This window comes from Novosphingobium sp. (assembly GCF_039595395.1).
In the GTDB taxonomy this organism is placed as follows: domain Bacteria; phylum Pseudomonadota; class Alphaproteobacteria; order Sphingomonadales; family Sphingomonadaceae; genus Novosphingobium.
The window spans coordinates 3,467,288-3,481,438 of sequence record NZ_JBCNLP010000001.1; the positions used below are offsets into that span (position 1 = coordinate 3,467,288).

Genomic DNA, 14,151 nt, shown 5'->3' on the forward strand with positions numbered 1-14,151 from the left:
AGAGGAGTGAAATCTGTGGCCTTGATGCCCAATGCCTCATCCAGCACCGGTCCGGCGGCCACTGACGAGGGCAACGTCAACGCTCCCCAGTTGCGCCCCTTCGTGATGGGTCTGTTCTTCATCTTCGGCGGCATCACCAGCCTGAACGATGTGATCATCCCCAAGCTGAAGGAACTCTTCACCCTCAACTACACCCAGGCGATGCTGGTGCAGACGGCCTTCTTCGCCGCCTATGCCATCATCGGCCTGCCCGGCGCGGCGCTGGTCAAGCGCATCGGCTATATGCGCGGCGCGGTGGTCGGCCTGCTGGCGATGACGGCGGGCTGCCTGCTGTTCATCCCCGCCTCGCAGCATGCCACTTACGCGCTGTTCCTTTTCGCGCTCTTCGTGCTGGCGAGCGGCGTGGTGATGGTACAGATCGTCACCAACCCGCTGATCTCGCTGCTGGGTCCGGCCAAGACGGCCTCGGCCCGCCTGACCTTCGCGCAGGCCTTCAACTCGCTGGGCACGGTACTGTTCCCGCTGGTGGGCGGCGCGCTGATCCTGGGTCAGCTCGCCAAGGTGAAGGCCGAGGATCTGACCGGCCCGGCGCTCGACCTCTATCGCGTCGCCGAGACGCAGACCGTGGTGCACACCTACATCGGCCTGGCCGTGGCTCTGACGGTGGTGGCACTCGTGGTCTGGGGCAACCGCAATGCGCTCAAGAACGAGCATCACGCCCACACCAGCTTCGTTGACGGTCTGGCGCTGCTCCGCCAGCCGCGTTTTGCTTTCGGCGCGGCCTGCATCTTCCTCTATGTCGGCGCGGAAGTCTCGGTCGGCTCACTGATCGTCAACTACTTCCAGCTCCCCACGGTGCTGGGCGTGACGGCGGCGGCGGCGGCCACCTACATCCCCTATTACTGGGGCGGCGCGCTGGTCGGCCGTTTTGCCGGTTCCGCCCTGCTGCGCATGCTGAGCCCCGCCAAGGTGCTGGCCTGCAATGCGGTGGGCTCGATCCTGCTGATCGCCATCTCGGCCAACACCAGCGGCCCCGTCGCCGCCTGGAGCCTGCTGCTGATCGGCCTGATGAACTCGATCATGTTCCCCACCATCTTCAGCCTCGCCTGCGAAGGCCTGGGTGAAGCGGCGGCCGACGGTTCGGGCATCATCAACGTCGCCATCGTGGGCGGCGCGATCATCCCGCCGCTGACCGGCCAGTTGGCCGATGCCACCCACAGCGTGGCGCTGGCGCTGGCGCTGCCCGCCGTGTGCTATGCCATCATCGCCGGTTTCGGCGTCTTTGCCAGCCGGAGCCGCGTGGCGGGCTGACCTCCCTTCCCGCGCGCCTGCTCCGGCGGGCGCGGCATAGGGTTCGAGACAAGCCCCCGGTCACGCCGGGGGCTTTTTTGTGCGTGCCCTCCGCCTGTGGGTCAGGACAGCGCGCCGCCCCTCACCATCGCGGCAATGCGGCCCGCCATGGGCAGATGGCTGTCGCGCAGCGTGGTGAAGCTGTTGGGCTTCAGATGGCCATCCCACCGCCAGACCTCATCCTTGGCATGCCAAGAGTGCCCCATCAGAAAGGCCAGAGCGACGGCATCCGGCACCCGCTCATGAAACAGGGTGAGGCCCGGAAAGCGCACCGGCGGGCGCGACAGGCGTTTGAGGTCCGGGGGGCATCGTCGACCAGATGCGGCTGGCATAAGCGTCTTGCATGGCGCCTTTGCTTAGCGCTCGTTGGGAACATGCGCGACAGCGCATGTTCAGCGCGGCACCAGCCCTCTCACCCGCCCCGCACGGCGCATAAAAAGAGGGGCGGCCCATCGGACCGCCCCTCTCCTGTTTCAAAAGCTCAGGCCTTTTCAGGCGAAGGCTTAGAAGTCCAGCTTCGCACCAATGCGGAAGTAACGACCGATGAAGTTCGAGTCGCCCCACGCAGGGTTGAACTGATACAGGCCATAGCCAGCCGCCGGATCGTAGACCGGGCCGGAGTCGAGCAGGTTCTTCACATCGGTGTAGATGAGGAAGTTCTTGTTGACGCGGGCCTGGGCATGCAGGTCGATCGTGAAGGTCGGGTGGGTGTTGCAGATCACCGGCGAGGTCGAGGTGTAACCCTTCACGTCGCCGCCAATGCTGCCGACGCAGTCGCCATAGGTGCCACCGTCGTCGGTCGCGACTTCGGAGTAACCGCTGGTGTAGTTACCCGTCAGCGTCACGCCATACTTGCGCTCCGGACCGAACTCGAAGGTGTTCGCCCAAGTGGCACGGAAGTGCGGCGCACCCGAGCACGAGGTCGTTTCGCAGGGACCCAGCGAACCATCGTAGCGGTAAACGACACCATCGGAGTCGGTCAGCGCCAGCTTGGTCAGCCACGAACCGTTGAACTGGCTGGTGAAGCGCACACCATGGCCCAGCTCGTAACGCGCGGTGCCCGAGATATCGACGCCCGAAGCCACTTCCGAGTTGGCATTGGTGTAGGACGCGACAACCGTGCGGGGCAGAGCCAGCGCGGTCGGGTTGTCAGAGTCGGCACCCGACTGCGTCGCGGTCAGACCCGGAATGTTCACCACACCATTGTTGGCGAAGTACTGCTGCAGCGCCGGATCGGTGTTGGTCACCGAGACGATGATGTCCGTGATCTTCGTGTGCCAGAAGTCGGCGGTGAAGGTCAGGTGACGATCAGGCGTGAAGACGGTGCCCACCGTGAAGGAGGTCGACTTCTCGGGCTTCAGGTTGGGGTTGCCGACCGAGGTGACGCCCAGCGAGTAGCTGCCGCCGCCGCTGCCGTCCGAGTTGTAGTAGGCCGGGTTGCTGGCGTGAGCCGCGCAGAAGGCCGTGTAGGTCGGATCGGTGCACTTGAAGTTGATCGTCGAGTAGCCCGTGGTGGGCAGACCGAACGACTGGTTGAAGCTGGGGATGCGGAAGCCCTTCGAGAAGGTACCGCGGAACTTCAGTTCCTTGATCGGCTGGAACTGCGCTTCGAACTTGGGCGAGAAGTTGCTCTGACCGCTCGAATAGCTGTCATAGCGACCATCGGCCTTCAGCTTCAGGATCGACAGCACCGGAGCCGAGACTTCGTAGAAGCCCGAATAGACGCGGCGCGAACCGGCGGTGCTGACCGCGTTGATGCCATAGAAGGCGTCGACGGGGTTCGAGCTGGGCTGGTTGATGCTCTCGAAGCGATAGGCAGCGCCGACCGCGATGTTCAGATCACCACCGGGCAGCTTGAAGAAGTCGCGGCTCAGGGTGCCCTGGATCTGGGTCAGCTTCGAACGGTCAACCGTGTGGACCGAAGGCGCCAGATAGTCGCGCGCGGCCTGGCTGTTGGTGCTCTGGTCACCGAAGTTGTAGCCACCGGTCGCGATCAGGTCCAGCAGGTGCTGGGCGTTGATGTAGTTGTTCTGCGACACGTCCAGGTTGACCCAGGAGGTGGTGCCTTCGATGTTGTAGTTCCAGCCCTTGCCGAAGTCGCCGCTGACGCCGCCCGAGAAGCGGTAGGTCTTGGCATCGGTGTAGGTCTGGATCGGACGGTCATACAGGCCCGAAAGCTGGGCATACTGACCGTTGGCGGCATAGGGGTTGTTCTTGTTCAGAACGCCGTTGCTGGCATTGCAGCCCGTGGCCGCCGGGTTGGCATTGCCCACGCCCGAAGCGCAGGTGTAGATCGGCAGCAGCAGCGTCGACAGGTCGGTGGTGCCGTTGGGCGTCACGTCGGCGAAGCTGCGGGGGTTGCCCTGGCTGAAGGTCTTGGTCTCGGCGAAGTTGAACATGCCATAGACCTGCATGTGATCATTCACATTGAAGGTCAGACGGGCATTGCCGCCGATACGCGTGATCTCGGGCGAGTACATGGCGTACTGCGCGGTGCGATCCTGCTGGCAGACCGTGGCAGGCGCGGTGGCCGTGCGCTGCGAGGGGGTCAGCGTGTAGGAGGTCAGGCCCTGGCAGCCAGCCGAAGGCGTGATCTGCGAATAGGGGCCAGTACCCGCACCAGCGGCCAGATCATAAGGGCGCGCATAGCCGACGGTGGTCGACTGGAAGCCCGAATAGGTGCCGTTGCCCTGGATGCCGTTGCGGATGCCGTTGGCCAGGCAGTTGCCCAGGCCGTCGCAGATGCTCGACTGGTTGGCCGTGCCCCAGATGCCGCCGCGCTGGTTCTGCATCACAGCGGCGTTATGCTGGTATTCGCCGTTGATGTAGAAGTTGTAGCCGTCCTCGGCCAGGCGACCCTTGCCCCAGGTCGCGTCGAAGCGGCCTTCGCTGCCGTAACCGCGCTGCGAGATGCCGCCCGAGGCATTCGCGTGGAAACCGACGATTTCCTTCTTGACGATGACGTTGACCACACCGGCCACGGCGTCAGCGCCATAGGTCGAGGACGCGCCGTCCTGAAGGATGTCAACGCGCTCGACGATCGATTCAGGGATCGTGTTGAGGTCGACGAAGTTGCGCACGCCGTCGTCAGCCAGCGGATAGACCGCACTGCGCAGACCGTCGAAGGTCGTCAGCGTGTAGCCATCGTTCAGACCGCGCAGCGACGGAGCGCTGGCGCCGGTGGCAAAGCCGAAGGACGACCAGCTGCTCGGCAGAGTGCCGGCGTTGTTGGCGGCGATGCTCTGCAGAGCGCCCGAAACGGTGTTGATGCCGCGCGAAGTCAGGGCTTCGCTCGTCAGAACCACCAGCGGCGACGCCGTGGCGGCGGCAGGATTCTTCGTGATCGAGCCGGTCACCACGATGACGGGACCGGTGTCTTCAGCCGGCTTGGCGGCGTCCTGCTTGGCGGCATCCTGTGCGAATGCTGCCGTGGCCATCAAGGCCGTACCCATAACCAGCGTCGCAACGCCGGTCTTCAATGCATTGTTCATGCGCGTAGTCATTGTCACCTCATGAGTGGTTAGAGTCCCAAGTCTCTTCCCGCCCCCTGTTTACCCTCCCGAAAACGTTGAATGACGTCGACACACGCATGTGCCCAGCATGCCGTTTCGACGTCCGAGTCCGTTCAGGTCAGTGACAGCTTCATGGCGTATTTATAATGAGATACGCCAGCCGCTTACACGCTTGTCAGTTCATTGACGGCCCAATGTTGCAGCCTTGACACACAGGGCAACATGGGCGCCACAGAAGCTCGGCTTGCCTTATTTCACATTCGCGAAACAAAGTGTCGCAAAATTGAACAATTAACTGCGCATTTTTGAAATTTCATGCCGAATTGTTCAGATTCCCCCGCATCAAGCCTTTGAGGCGCAGCGATCTTTCGCGCAAGCGGGGCAGCCCGTTTGTTGCCGTTATGTGAAAAATTGCAACTCTGCACGAATTACGGATTGACACCGCACGGCTGGCTGACGCGCCTCTAGTCCATTCGGGGCGAGTCCGGCAAGCCCCCGTTATACAAACTTCATGTAAACTTTGAAATTGACTGGATTTTCGTGATTTCGGCGCAATGGCTCTCGCGTTTTTTGCACCATCCGGCATCCCCTCACCCGCCCATTCCGGCCAAGCTTGACCCATCCGGCCATCTCGGGCATGGCTCGCCCTACGGCGATGGATTTCCGCCGGGCCGGGTCGCACCGGCCGAACCGCCCACCAAACCCGTTTGGTGGGCTGATGATTCCTACCTTTCGCCGCCTGGCAACAAGGAGGAATCATGCGCGCGACATTCAACCGTCTTTTTCATGCCCTGTCCGGAATCAGCCTGCCGCGCGCTCTGGCCGCGCTGCGCCTGCTGCTGGTGCTGCTCGTCATGGCGGCTGCGGTGGGGTCGCTCTGCGCCTTCTTCCTGTGGAGCCTCGACACAGCCACCCGTGCCCGTTTCGACCACCCCTGGCTGCTGTTCCTGCTGCCGCTGGGCGGCGCGGCGATCAGCCTGCTCTACCGCTGGCTGGGGCAGAGCGTGGAGGCGGGCAACAATCTGCTGATCGACCAGATCCATGAGCCGGGCGGCGGTGTGCCATTGCGCATGGCGCCGCTGATCCTGCTGGGCACGGTGGTCACCCATCTTTTCGGCGGCTCGGCGGGGCGCGAGGGCACAGCGGTTCAGCTTGGCGGCGCGCTGGCAAGCGGCGCGGCGCGGCTCGCGCGGCTCAATGCGCAGGGGCTGCGGCTGATGCTGATGGCGGGCATTGCGGCAGGGTTCGGCGCGGTGTTCGGCACACCGCTGGCCGGGGCCTTTTTCGCGCTGGAAGTGCTGGCGGTCGGGCGGATCGAGATGGCCGCGCTGATCCCCTGCCTGATCGCCGCGCTGGTGGGCGACTGGGTGTGCGGGCTGTGGGGCATTCATCACACCACCTATCGCATTCCCTTTATGGCCTGGCCCAATGGCGCGGCCCCGCTCGATCCGCTGCTGATCGGCAAGGCGGGGCTGGCGGGCGTGGCCTTCGGGCTGGCCGGGCTGATCTTTGCCGAGGCGAACCATGCGCTGGGCGGCTGGTTGAAGAAGGTCATCCCGCACCCCGCCTTGCGCAGCATCATCGGCGGTCTGGCGGTGATCGGGCTGACCTATGCGGTGGGCACAAGGGCCTATCTGGGGCTGGGCGTGTGGTCGCCCGATCCGGCCATGCCGACCATCGTCGGTTTCTTCACCACGCCCGCCGCGCCATGGGACTGGGCCCTGAAGCTGCTGTTCACGGTGGTCACGCTGTCGAGCGGCTTCAAGGGGGGCGAGGTGACGCCGCTCTTCTTTATCGGCGCGGCATTGGGCAGCGCGCTGGGCGCGGCGCTGGGCGCTCCGGTGGATCTGTTCGCGGGGCTGGGTTTTGTGGCGGTGTTCGCGGGCGCGGCCAACACGCCGCTGGCCTGCACGATCATGGGGCTGGAGCTGTTCGGCGCGACGCATATGGTGCCGATCGCGGTGGCCTGCTTTGTGGCCTGTCTGTGCTCGGGCCATAATGGCATCTATCTGTCGCAGCGGATTGCCCTGCCCAAATTCATGGGCCGCCCGGTGCCGCAGGGCACGACCCTGCGCGATGTGCGGGGCCGCAGACACCGGAACAAGACCTGACGGAGAGACAGGACGGAACGGTCGGGAAACACTGCCGTTTCGTCGAGAGACGTCATGGGAGCGCGAGGGGGTAACCCCCTCGCATCTTTCTAGCCTTCCTACTTGCCTATCCCTGCTCTTCTTCCCAAGGTCAGGCCTCAAACCGCAACAGGACCCAAACGCATGCGCCTCGACGATTTCGACCCTAACGACGTGGATGTCGAGGATCAGCGTGGCAAAGGCGGCGGCTTTGGCGGCTTCGGGGGCTTTTCCGGACAGGGCTTCCAGCTTGGCGGCGGCAGTCTGGGGATCGGCACCATTGCGCTGCTGATGGTGGGCGCCTGGGCGCTGGGGATCAATCCGCTCAGCGTGCTGGGGCTGGTGAGCGGCGGCGGACAGAGCGCCTATGCCCCCGCCCCGCAGCGCGGCCCGGTTGAGACCGGCAGGGACGCCGCCAGCAGTTGCACGGTCGACGCCTTCAGCAAGGAAAGCTGCAACGCGCTCTCCTCGCTCAACAAGACATGGCGGACGCTGTTCGCGGCGCGCAACCACAGCTTCGAGAAACCGAGGCTGGTGTTCTATTCGCAGCGCGGCTCATCGGGCTGCGGCGCGGCGCAGAGCGCGATGGGGCCGTTCTATTGCCCGGCGGATCAGGGCATCTATCTCGACACCGATTTCTATCGCGAAATGGAACAGAAGCTGGGCGCGGGCGGGCAGTTCGCGCGCGATTACGTCATCGCCCATGAGTATGGCCACCATGTGCAGCAGTTGCTGGGCACCTCGACCAAGGTGAGCCGCCTGCAGCGGACCGATCCCGATCAGGCCAATCCGCTCTCGGTGCGGCTGGAGCTGCAGGCCGATTGCTACGCTGGCGTCTGGGCCGCGCAGAACAAGGACCGGATGGAGGCGGGCGATATGGAAAGCGGCCTCAACGCCGCGCATCAGATCGGCGACGATGTGCTGCTGAAAGCGGCGGGCAAGGCGCCGGTGGAGGCCGCCTTCACCCATGGCTCTTCGGAGCAGCGGATGCGCTGGTTGCGCAAGGGGCTTGAAACCGGCGATCCGGGCCAGTGCGACACCTTCAAGGCCGCCACGCTGTAAACGACAAAGCGGCCCGAGGGGCATCCCGCCGGGCCGCTTCATCATCGCTGATCCGTGATCAGAAGTGGAAGATCACACCGGCCATCGGGCGCAGGCTGTGGAAGTCATAGGTGTCCATCTGGAGGCGCAGGCGCGGCCCGGCATTGCCCGTGGCGCCCTTCAGCCCGATGTCCTTGGGGCCGACCTCGACACCGACGCCATAGACCCAACTGCTGTGGTCGGAAAAACCGCGGTTGCTGTGGGGGTTGATCCACTCGTAACCGGCCGCGACATAGATCAGCCCGCTGTCACCGGCGCGGGCGCCGACGCGGCCCTTCACGCCATATTCCCAGTTGATGTCGTTGAAGCCCTTGGTGCCATTGCCTTCCACACCGACGAACACCGGCCCGAGCGGTACATTCACACCCGCCACGCCGCTGATCAGCGCGCCATTCATCGTGCCATGGTTGGGCGAGGTGCCGAACTCACTGCGATGGTCGAAGCTTTCATAGCCGCCCAGCACACCGACATAGGGCTCGATGCCGAAAGCCTTGGAGCCATCGGGCGCCTTGGGGCCATCATCGGCGGGGGCGGACGGCGGAGGGGCGCTGTCCTGCGCGAAAGCGGTGGCCGGGATCAGGCCGAGGCAGGCTGCGGCCAGAAGAACGGATTTTTTCATGACACAACTCCTTCACGCCGGACATCGCCCGGCATCTTGCTGAATTTCCAAATTGTCCTGTCAGGTTGAAAAGCGGGTGGTCCCTTCACCACACCGGCTTTTCGGCAGGTCGGCCTGCCTGTCCTCACATCACATCCTGGGCACTTCCGAAATCACCGGATCCGCCTTGATCCGGGGTGATCGGCCACCGGGGCCGTCATGGGAGGAAACCCGCCGGCAGGGGCATGTTCCGGCAGGAGATCAGGCCGACGGCAACTGTGACATTCACGCTACAGTCTTATCACACAGCGCTATGGTGATGAAAAAGGCCGAAATCCCCTGCCAGCCGGGCTTTTCAGGCTCCTTGCGGGCAGGCCGGACCATGGGGTTTCCGACAGGCCCCGAGATCGCCTTTTCGGAAAAGATGCCCACGCCATGGAACTTTCGGGAAAAGCGCCCCTGAAGCAAAATCGCGCATCGACGCGCCAAGGCGTTTCAGGCGATTGCACCCCGGCGCCGGGCCGGGCATAGCAGGGCTCGTGATCAGCCTTACGCCCCCCCCGTCGCTCGCCCCGCCGCTCGCACAGCCGCCCTCTGGGCCTGGCCCTGTGCCTGATGGCTCTTTCCGTCACCGGCGGCTGCGCCCATTTCCGCGAGGGCGCCGAGCGCGCACGCGGCCGAGACGATGGCGGCAGCAGCCCGGCAGCCCCCCTGCCCCCGCCGACACCCCGCCCCGCACCGGTCGAGCCGACACCGGCCCCCGCGCCGCAACCGGCTCCGGTGCCGGTTGCGCCCCCGCCCCCTCCTGCCACGCCGGTCTCGCCCGCGCCCGTCACCTCCGCAGAGCCTGACAACAGCAAGGCCGAAGCCGCCTCACGCAAGGCCGCCGCAGCCGCAAGCCGCGCCGCCGAGGCAGACAGCCGCAAGGCTCAGGCCGCCGCCGACAAGGCCCAGCGCGCTCAGGACAAGGCTGCACGCCGCGCCGAGAAGGAAGCGCCGCCCGCTCCCGCCCCGGTGCGTGAACCCATCGCCGTCGCCGGCCCAACCGTCGACCGCGTGCCCGCGCCTGTTCCCCAGCCCGCTCCGGTACCGGTTCCGGCGCCCGTCCCCATGGCCCCCCCCGGCCTCCGACGAGCCTGCCAGTTCCAGCGCCATCGTCACCTTCGCCAGCACCGCGGGCACGCAATGCGGCGCCTGCGAGACGCTGAAGATCTCCGTCACCTCCGGCGGCAAGGTGCTGATCGAGAGCGGCCGCTTCAACGGCAATGGCAGCGACTGGCGCTATCGCCGCTCCAGCGCCCATGTCGCCCCCGAGCGCGCCGCCGCCTTCGCCGCAAGGCTGGCCACATGGCGCCCCCACGGGCGACAGGCCCCCACCTGCGCCGCTCCGGCCGGGCGGGACAGCGGCGTGGTCGTCGAATGGTTCGAGATGGGCCGCAACGACCAGCTCAACGTCAAGTTTGCTTGCGTGGATGCCCAGACCAGCGAGATGCTGCGCTCCGCCCCCGCGTTGCTGGGGTTGCGCCAGTTGGACTTCCCTTGGGCGGCTTCGCGCTGATTTTCAGATAAGGGAAAAGGAAGATGCGAGGGGGTTACCCCCTCGAGCTCCCAGAACGTCTTCCGACGATAGGGTGGTGGCGCCCGATCGGTGCGCCCCGGCTCTCCACCTGCGCCACTTCAAGCGCCGCAGGCATGAGAACCCTTAAAACTGCGCCATTGATTGCTGCCTGCGGCGCGGCGACCTTGCTCAACGCCGAACCCGAAGCGCCAAGGCTGACAACTCATGGGAGCGCGAGGGTGTAACACCCTCGCATCTTCCCTACTTCCAACCCCTTACAAATACCGCGCCAATTCACCCAGCTTGGCCAATTCCTCCCGCGTGGCGCGAGGCAGCGGGCCAACCAGATCTTCCAGATGGTGCTCGATATGGTCGGTCACCAGCAGGGTCTTGGTCTTGTCCAGCGCCGAGACCACCGCCTGCATCTGTTGCGCGATCTGCAAGCCGTCGCGCCCTTCGCTGACCATCTCGATGATCTTGGCGAGGTGGCCCTGAGCGCGCTTCAGTCGGTTCAGCAGATCGGGACTGGCGGCATGGCTCATGGTGGGTCTCGTTACCGGGGGATATCCAGCCAGCCATGCACCGCGACATAGAGGCCGACAACCAGAATCAGCAGGCCCGAGACATAGGGCGCGCGGCGCACCAGTTCTCCGAAACCATCCCAGCGGCGCGAGAGATGCTTGATGCTGAGCGCGGCGATCACGCCCGAGCTGACCATCGTGAGTGCAAGGCCCACGCTAAAGCCCAGCACCAGCACCGCGCCGAGTACCAGCCGCTTGAGCTGCAGGCACAGCAGCAGCACGGTGATCGCGCCGGGGCATGGCACGAGGCCGCCGGTCAGGCCGAAGATCACGATTTGCGTGGTGGTGACGTTACGGCTGGCGAAGCGGCGGCGGATGTCTTCGGCATGGGCGCGTTCATGGGCGTCGGCATAGGTGCCGGTGACGAGTTCGAGGCCATGCTCCTCATCCGCCGTCATGGCTGGGGCGTGGTGGTGATCGTGATGATCGTGGTCATGATGGTGATGATGGCCGTGCCCATGGTGGTGGTCATGGTCATGCCCATGATCGTGGTCATGATGATGGTGCCCATGCTGCTCGCGCCGGATGCGCCACAGCATCCACAGCGCCATTGCCACGATGATCAGGCCCGAGGCGAGCTGGAAATAGGGCTCGGTGCTTTCGGCATTCAGCCCGCCCAGCAGCCACATGCCGCCCAGCGCCACCAGCCACACCACCAGCGTATGCGAGAGCGTCGCGGCCAGCCCCAGCAGCACCGCCTGCCGCACCGTGCCGCGCACCGCGATGATGAAGGCGGCCATCATCGTCTTGGAATGGCCCGGCTCCAGCCCGTGGAGCGCGCCCAGCAGAATGGCAGTGGGAATGAACAGCCAGCCATGGCCGGCGCTGTGCTGAAGAAGGTCGGTGAGATTCGTCATGCCGCTGCCTCTAGCAGCATTGTGATGTGAATCCTATCCCCTAGGGGGGGATGCTAGATCAAGCAAAAAACAGGCGCTCCGAAACGGCGAAGGATCACCGCTCCGGAGCGCCCGTCTATACGCGTCCGATCAGCGCACGGCGGCGGGCAGCGTGGCCTGCGCCAGATGCAGGGTCTGGCTGGCCTGCTCGTCACCGGCCTGCGTGCCAAGCGTCAGGCGATAGTCGCCTGCCTCGATGCGCCAGTTGCGGGTGCCAGCCTGCCAATGGGCCAGCGCATGGATCTCGACCGGCAGGGTCAGATGGCGCGTCTCGCCCGGCGCGAGCTGCACGCGGCCATAGGCCACCAGCCGCGCCGTGCCGCCGCCGGGCAGCGTGGCATAGACCTGCGGCACGGCGGCTCCCGCCACCTGCCCCTTGTTGGTGACATCAAGGCTGACCACCGGCCCCTTGGCGCTTTGCGTCACCGCAAAACCGCCAAAGCCGAACTGCGTGTAGCTCAGGCCATAGCCGAAGGGGAACAGCGGCTTCAGCCCCTGCTTGGCGTACCAGCGATAGCCGACATCGGCACCCTCGCGGTAATCCACCACGAAGCTCTTGGCCTGCCCGCCCGCCGAACCGGCGTTGGAAGCGGCATCATCCGCCTTGACGATCTCCAGACCGATGGGCGCGGGGCGCGGAGCCTGCGCCTCACTGGCGGGGAAAGTGATCGGCAGATGGCCCGAGGGATTGACCTTGCCCAGCAGGATGTTGGCGATCGCCTCGCCGCCGCGCTGGCCAGGATACCAGGCGGCCAGCACCGCGCCCACCTTGTCGAGCCAGGGCATCAGCACCGGACCGCCGCTTTCCACCACCACCACGGTCCTGGGCTGGGCGCCCGCGACCTGCGTGATCAGGCCGTCCTGATCGCTGGGCAGTTTCAGATCGAGGATATCCTCGGCCTCGGTGCGCCACTGGGTGGCGAAGACCAGCGCCAGATCGGCCTGCTGCGCAGCCTGAGCCGCGGCAGCCTTGTCGCTGCCATCAACATAGGTGATCTGCGCCGAGGGCAGCAGCGCGCGCAGCGCCTGCAGCGGCGAGGAATTGTGCCATGTGGTGCGCGCGAAACCGGCAGCCGGGCCGCCCTTGAGCGGAATTTCAATCGGCACGCCGCCGACCGAACGCACCTGCGACGAGCCGCCGCCCGACAGCACGCCGACATCGGCATGGCCGCCGATCAGCACGATCTTCTTGGCGCCCGCCGCCAGCGGCAGCAGCCCGGCGTTCTTGAGCAACACGATGCCCTCTTCCGCCGCCTTCTGCGCCACATCGGCGTGAGCCGTGTAGTCGATGGCCTGCGCCGTCACCGGCGTGGGATTGTCATAGAGGCCGCTGGCGAAAATGCCGGTCAGCACGTTGCGCACCATCGTGTCGAGCTGGGCGGCGGGCACCTCGCCCTTGGCCAGCGCGGCCTTCAGCGGCTCGCCAAAGTAGATTTCCTTGTCCAGCTCCTCGCCCGACTGCTGGTCGAGGCCCGACATGGCGGCCTTCACCGTCGAATGCACCGCGCCCCAGTCGGACATGACGAAGCCCTGATAGTGCCAGTCGCCGCGCAGCACGGTGGTCAGCAGCTCACGGCTTTCGCAGGCATGGTCGGTGTTGACCAGATTGTAGGCGCACATCACCGAGGCGGGCTTGCCGCGCGCGATGGCGATGTTGAAGGCCAGCAGATCGCTTTCGTGGAGCGCGCTCCAGTCGAGATGCGAATCCGCGATCATCCGCCCCGTCTCCTGCGCGTTGAGCGCGAAATGCTTGACGGTGGAGATGATGTGGTTGCTTTGCACGCCCGCGATGCTGGCGCCGGCAAGGTTGCCCGCCAGCACCGGGTCTTCGCCCAGATATTCGAAATCGCGGCCGCCCCAGGGATCGCGCGTCAGGTTGACGCCGCCGGCCAGCAGCACGTTGAAGGTTTTGGCGCGCGCTTCGGCCCCGGCCATGCGGCCGCCCGCATAGGCGACATCGGGATCGAAGCTGGCGGCGGTGGCAAGGCTGGAGGGCAGAGCGGTGGCGACATCGCCCTTGCGCTGCTCGACCTGGTTGGCGACGCCGAGGCTGGCATCGCTCTCACGCAGGGTCGGGATGCCCAGACGCGGCACGCCCGGCATATAGCCTGCCGAGGGGATCATGTCCGTCGGCATGCCCGGCTTGCCCATGGTGAAGGGCGGGAAATAGGTGCGAACGAGCTGAAGCTTCTCGGCCTGCGTCATCGCGGCCAGCAGAGCGGTCGCGCGGGCCTGCGCATCCAGCTTGCGGTCCTGCCAGATGGCGGCGCTCTTGGCGGTGGCGGATTTGGCAGCAGGCTTGGCCGGAAGCGTCCTGGCCGTGACGGGCGCGGCGATGGCCGTTGACATGGCCAGTGCGGCCAGACCGATGGAAGCGAAATTCATCGCGGACAGGCGCATGGCGGACCTCGTTCAGATTAGGGAAG

Annotated in this window: 10 protein-coding genes and 1 riboswitch; of the genes, 4 read left to right on the forward strand and 6 right to left on the reverse strand. The window is 65.5% G+C overall.

Going from position 1 to position 14,151, the window contains the following annotated elements; translation table 11 throughout:
• Positions 1–24: 24 nt before the first annotated feature.
• Positions 25–1,311: a sugar MFS transporter gene (locus ABDW49_RS15890; protein ID WP_343614326.1), complete on the forward strand. Its 1,287-nt coding sequence runs from the start codon at positions 25–27 to the stop codon at positions 1,309–1,311.
• 101 nt (positions 1,312–1,412) lie between these two features.
• Here ABDW49_RS15890 and ABDW49_RS15895 read toward each other — a convergent pair whose 3' ends face one another.
• Positions 1,413–1,682 (reverse strand): hypothetical protein, encoded by a 270-nt coding sequence (locus tag ABDW49_RS15895; RefSeq protein WP_343612994.1) that lies wholly within the window; start codon positions 1,680–1,682, stop codon positions 1,413–1,415.
• Between the two features lie 171 nt (positions 1,683–1,853).
• The gene (locus tag ABDW49_RS15900) at positions 1,854–4,841 is read right to left on the reverse strand and encodes a TonB-dependent receptor (RefSeq protein WP_343612996.1); all 2,988 of its coding nucleotides are present in this window, start codon (positions 4,839–4,841) and stop codon (positions 1,854–1,856) included.
• Between the two features lie 663 nt (positions 4,842–5,504).
• Positions 5,505–5,597: riboswitch (Fluoride riboswitch) on the forward strand.
• Between the two features lie 23 nt (positions 5,598–5,620).
• Here ABDW49_RS15900 and ABDW49_RS15905 point away from each other — a divergent pair.
• Entirely contained in the window at positions 5,621–6,973 is a 1,353-nt protein-coding gene (locus tag ABDW49_RS15905) for a voltage-gated chloride channel family protein (RefSeq protein ID WP_343612997.1), read from the forward strand.
• Between the two features lie 162 nt (positions 6,974–7,135).
• Complete coding sequence (locus ABDW49_RS15910; RefSeq protein ID WP_343613000.1) at positions 7,136–8,053, forward strand: neutral zinc metallopeptidase; 918 nt, start codon at positions 7,136–7,138, stop codon at positions 8,051–8,053.
• A 58-nt stretch (positions 8,054–8,111) separates the two neighbouring features.
• Here the strand turns inward: ABDW49_RS15910 and ABDW49_RS15915 are convergent, their stop codons facing one another.
• Complete coding sequence (locus ABDW49_RS15915; protein WP_343613002.1) at positions 8,112–8,711, reverse strand: opacity protein; 600 nt, start codon at positions 8,709–8,711, stop codon at positions 8,112–8,114.
• 997 nt (positions 8,712–9,708) lie between these two features.
• On the opposite strand from ABDW49_RS15915, the gene ABDW49_RS15920 reads away from it, so the two are divergent.
• Positions 9,709–10,248: a hypothetical protein gene (locus ABDW49_RS15920; RefSeq protein ID WP_343613003.1), complete on the forward strand. Its 540-nt coding sequence runs from the start codon at positions 9,709–9,711 to the stop codon at positions 10,246–10,248.
• Positions 10,249–10,523: 275 nt separating this feature from the next.
• Here the strand turns inward: ABDW49_RS15920 and ABDW49_RS15925 are convergent, their stop codons facing one another.
• From ABDW49_RS15925 to ABDW49_RS15935, 3 genes are all read right to left on the reverse strand, one after another.
• A complete protein-coding gene (locus tag ABDW49_RS15925) occupies positions 10,524–10,790 on the reverse strand; it encodes a metal-sensing transcriptional repressor (protein WP_343613005.1) in 267 nt (88 codons plus the stop codon).
• A gap of 11 nt (positions 10,791–10,801) precedes the next feature.
• Complete coding sequence (locus ABDW49_RS15930; RefSeq protein ID WP_343613006.1) at positions 10,802–11,686, reverse strand: nickel/cobalt efflux transporter; 885 nt, start codon at positions 11,684–11,686, stop codon at positions 10,802–10,804.
• A gap of 129 nt (positions 11,687–11,815) precedes the next feature.
• Positions 11,816–14,125, reverse strand: coding sequence for a beta-glucosidase (locus ABDW49_RS15935; protein WP_343613007.1), 2,310 nt, complete (start codon positions 14,123–14,125; stop codon positions 11,816–11,818).
• Positions 14,126–14,151 lie beyond the last annotated feature (26 nt).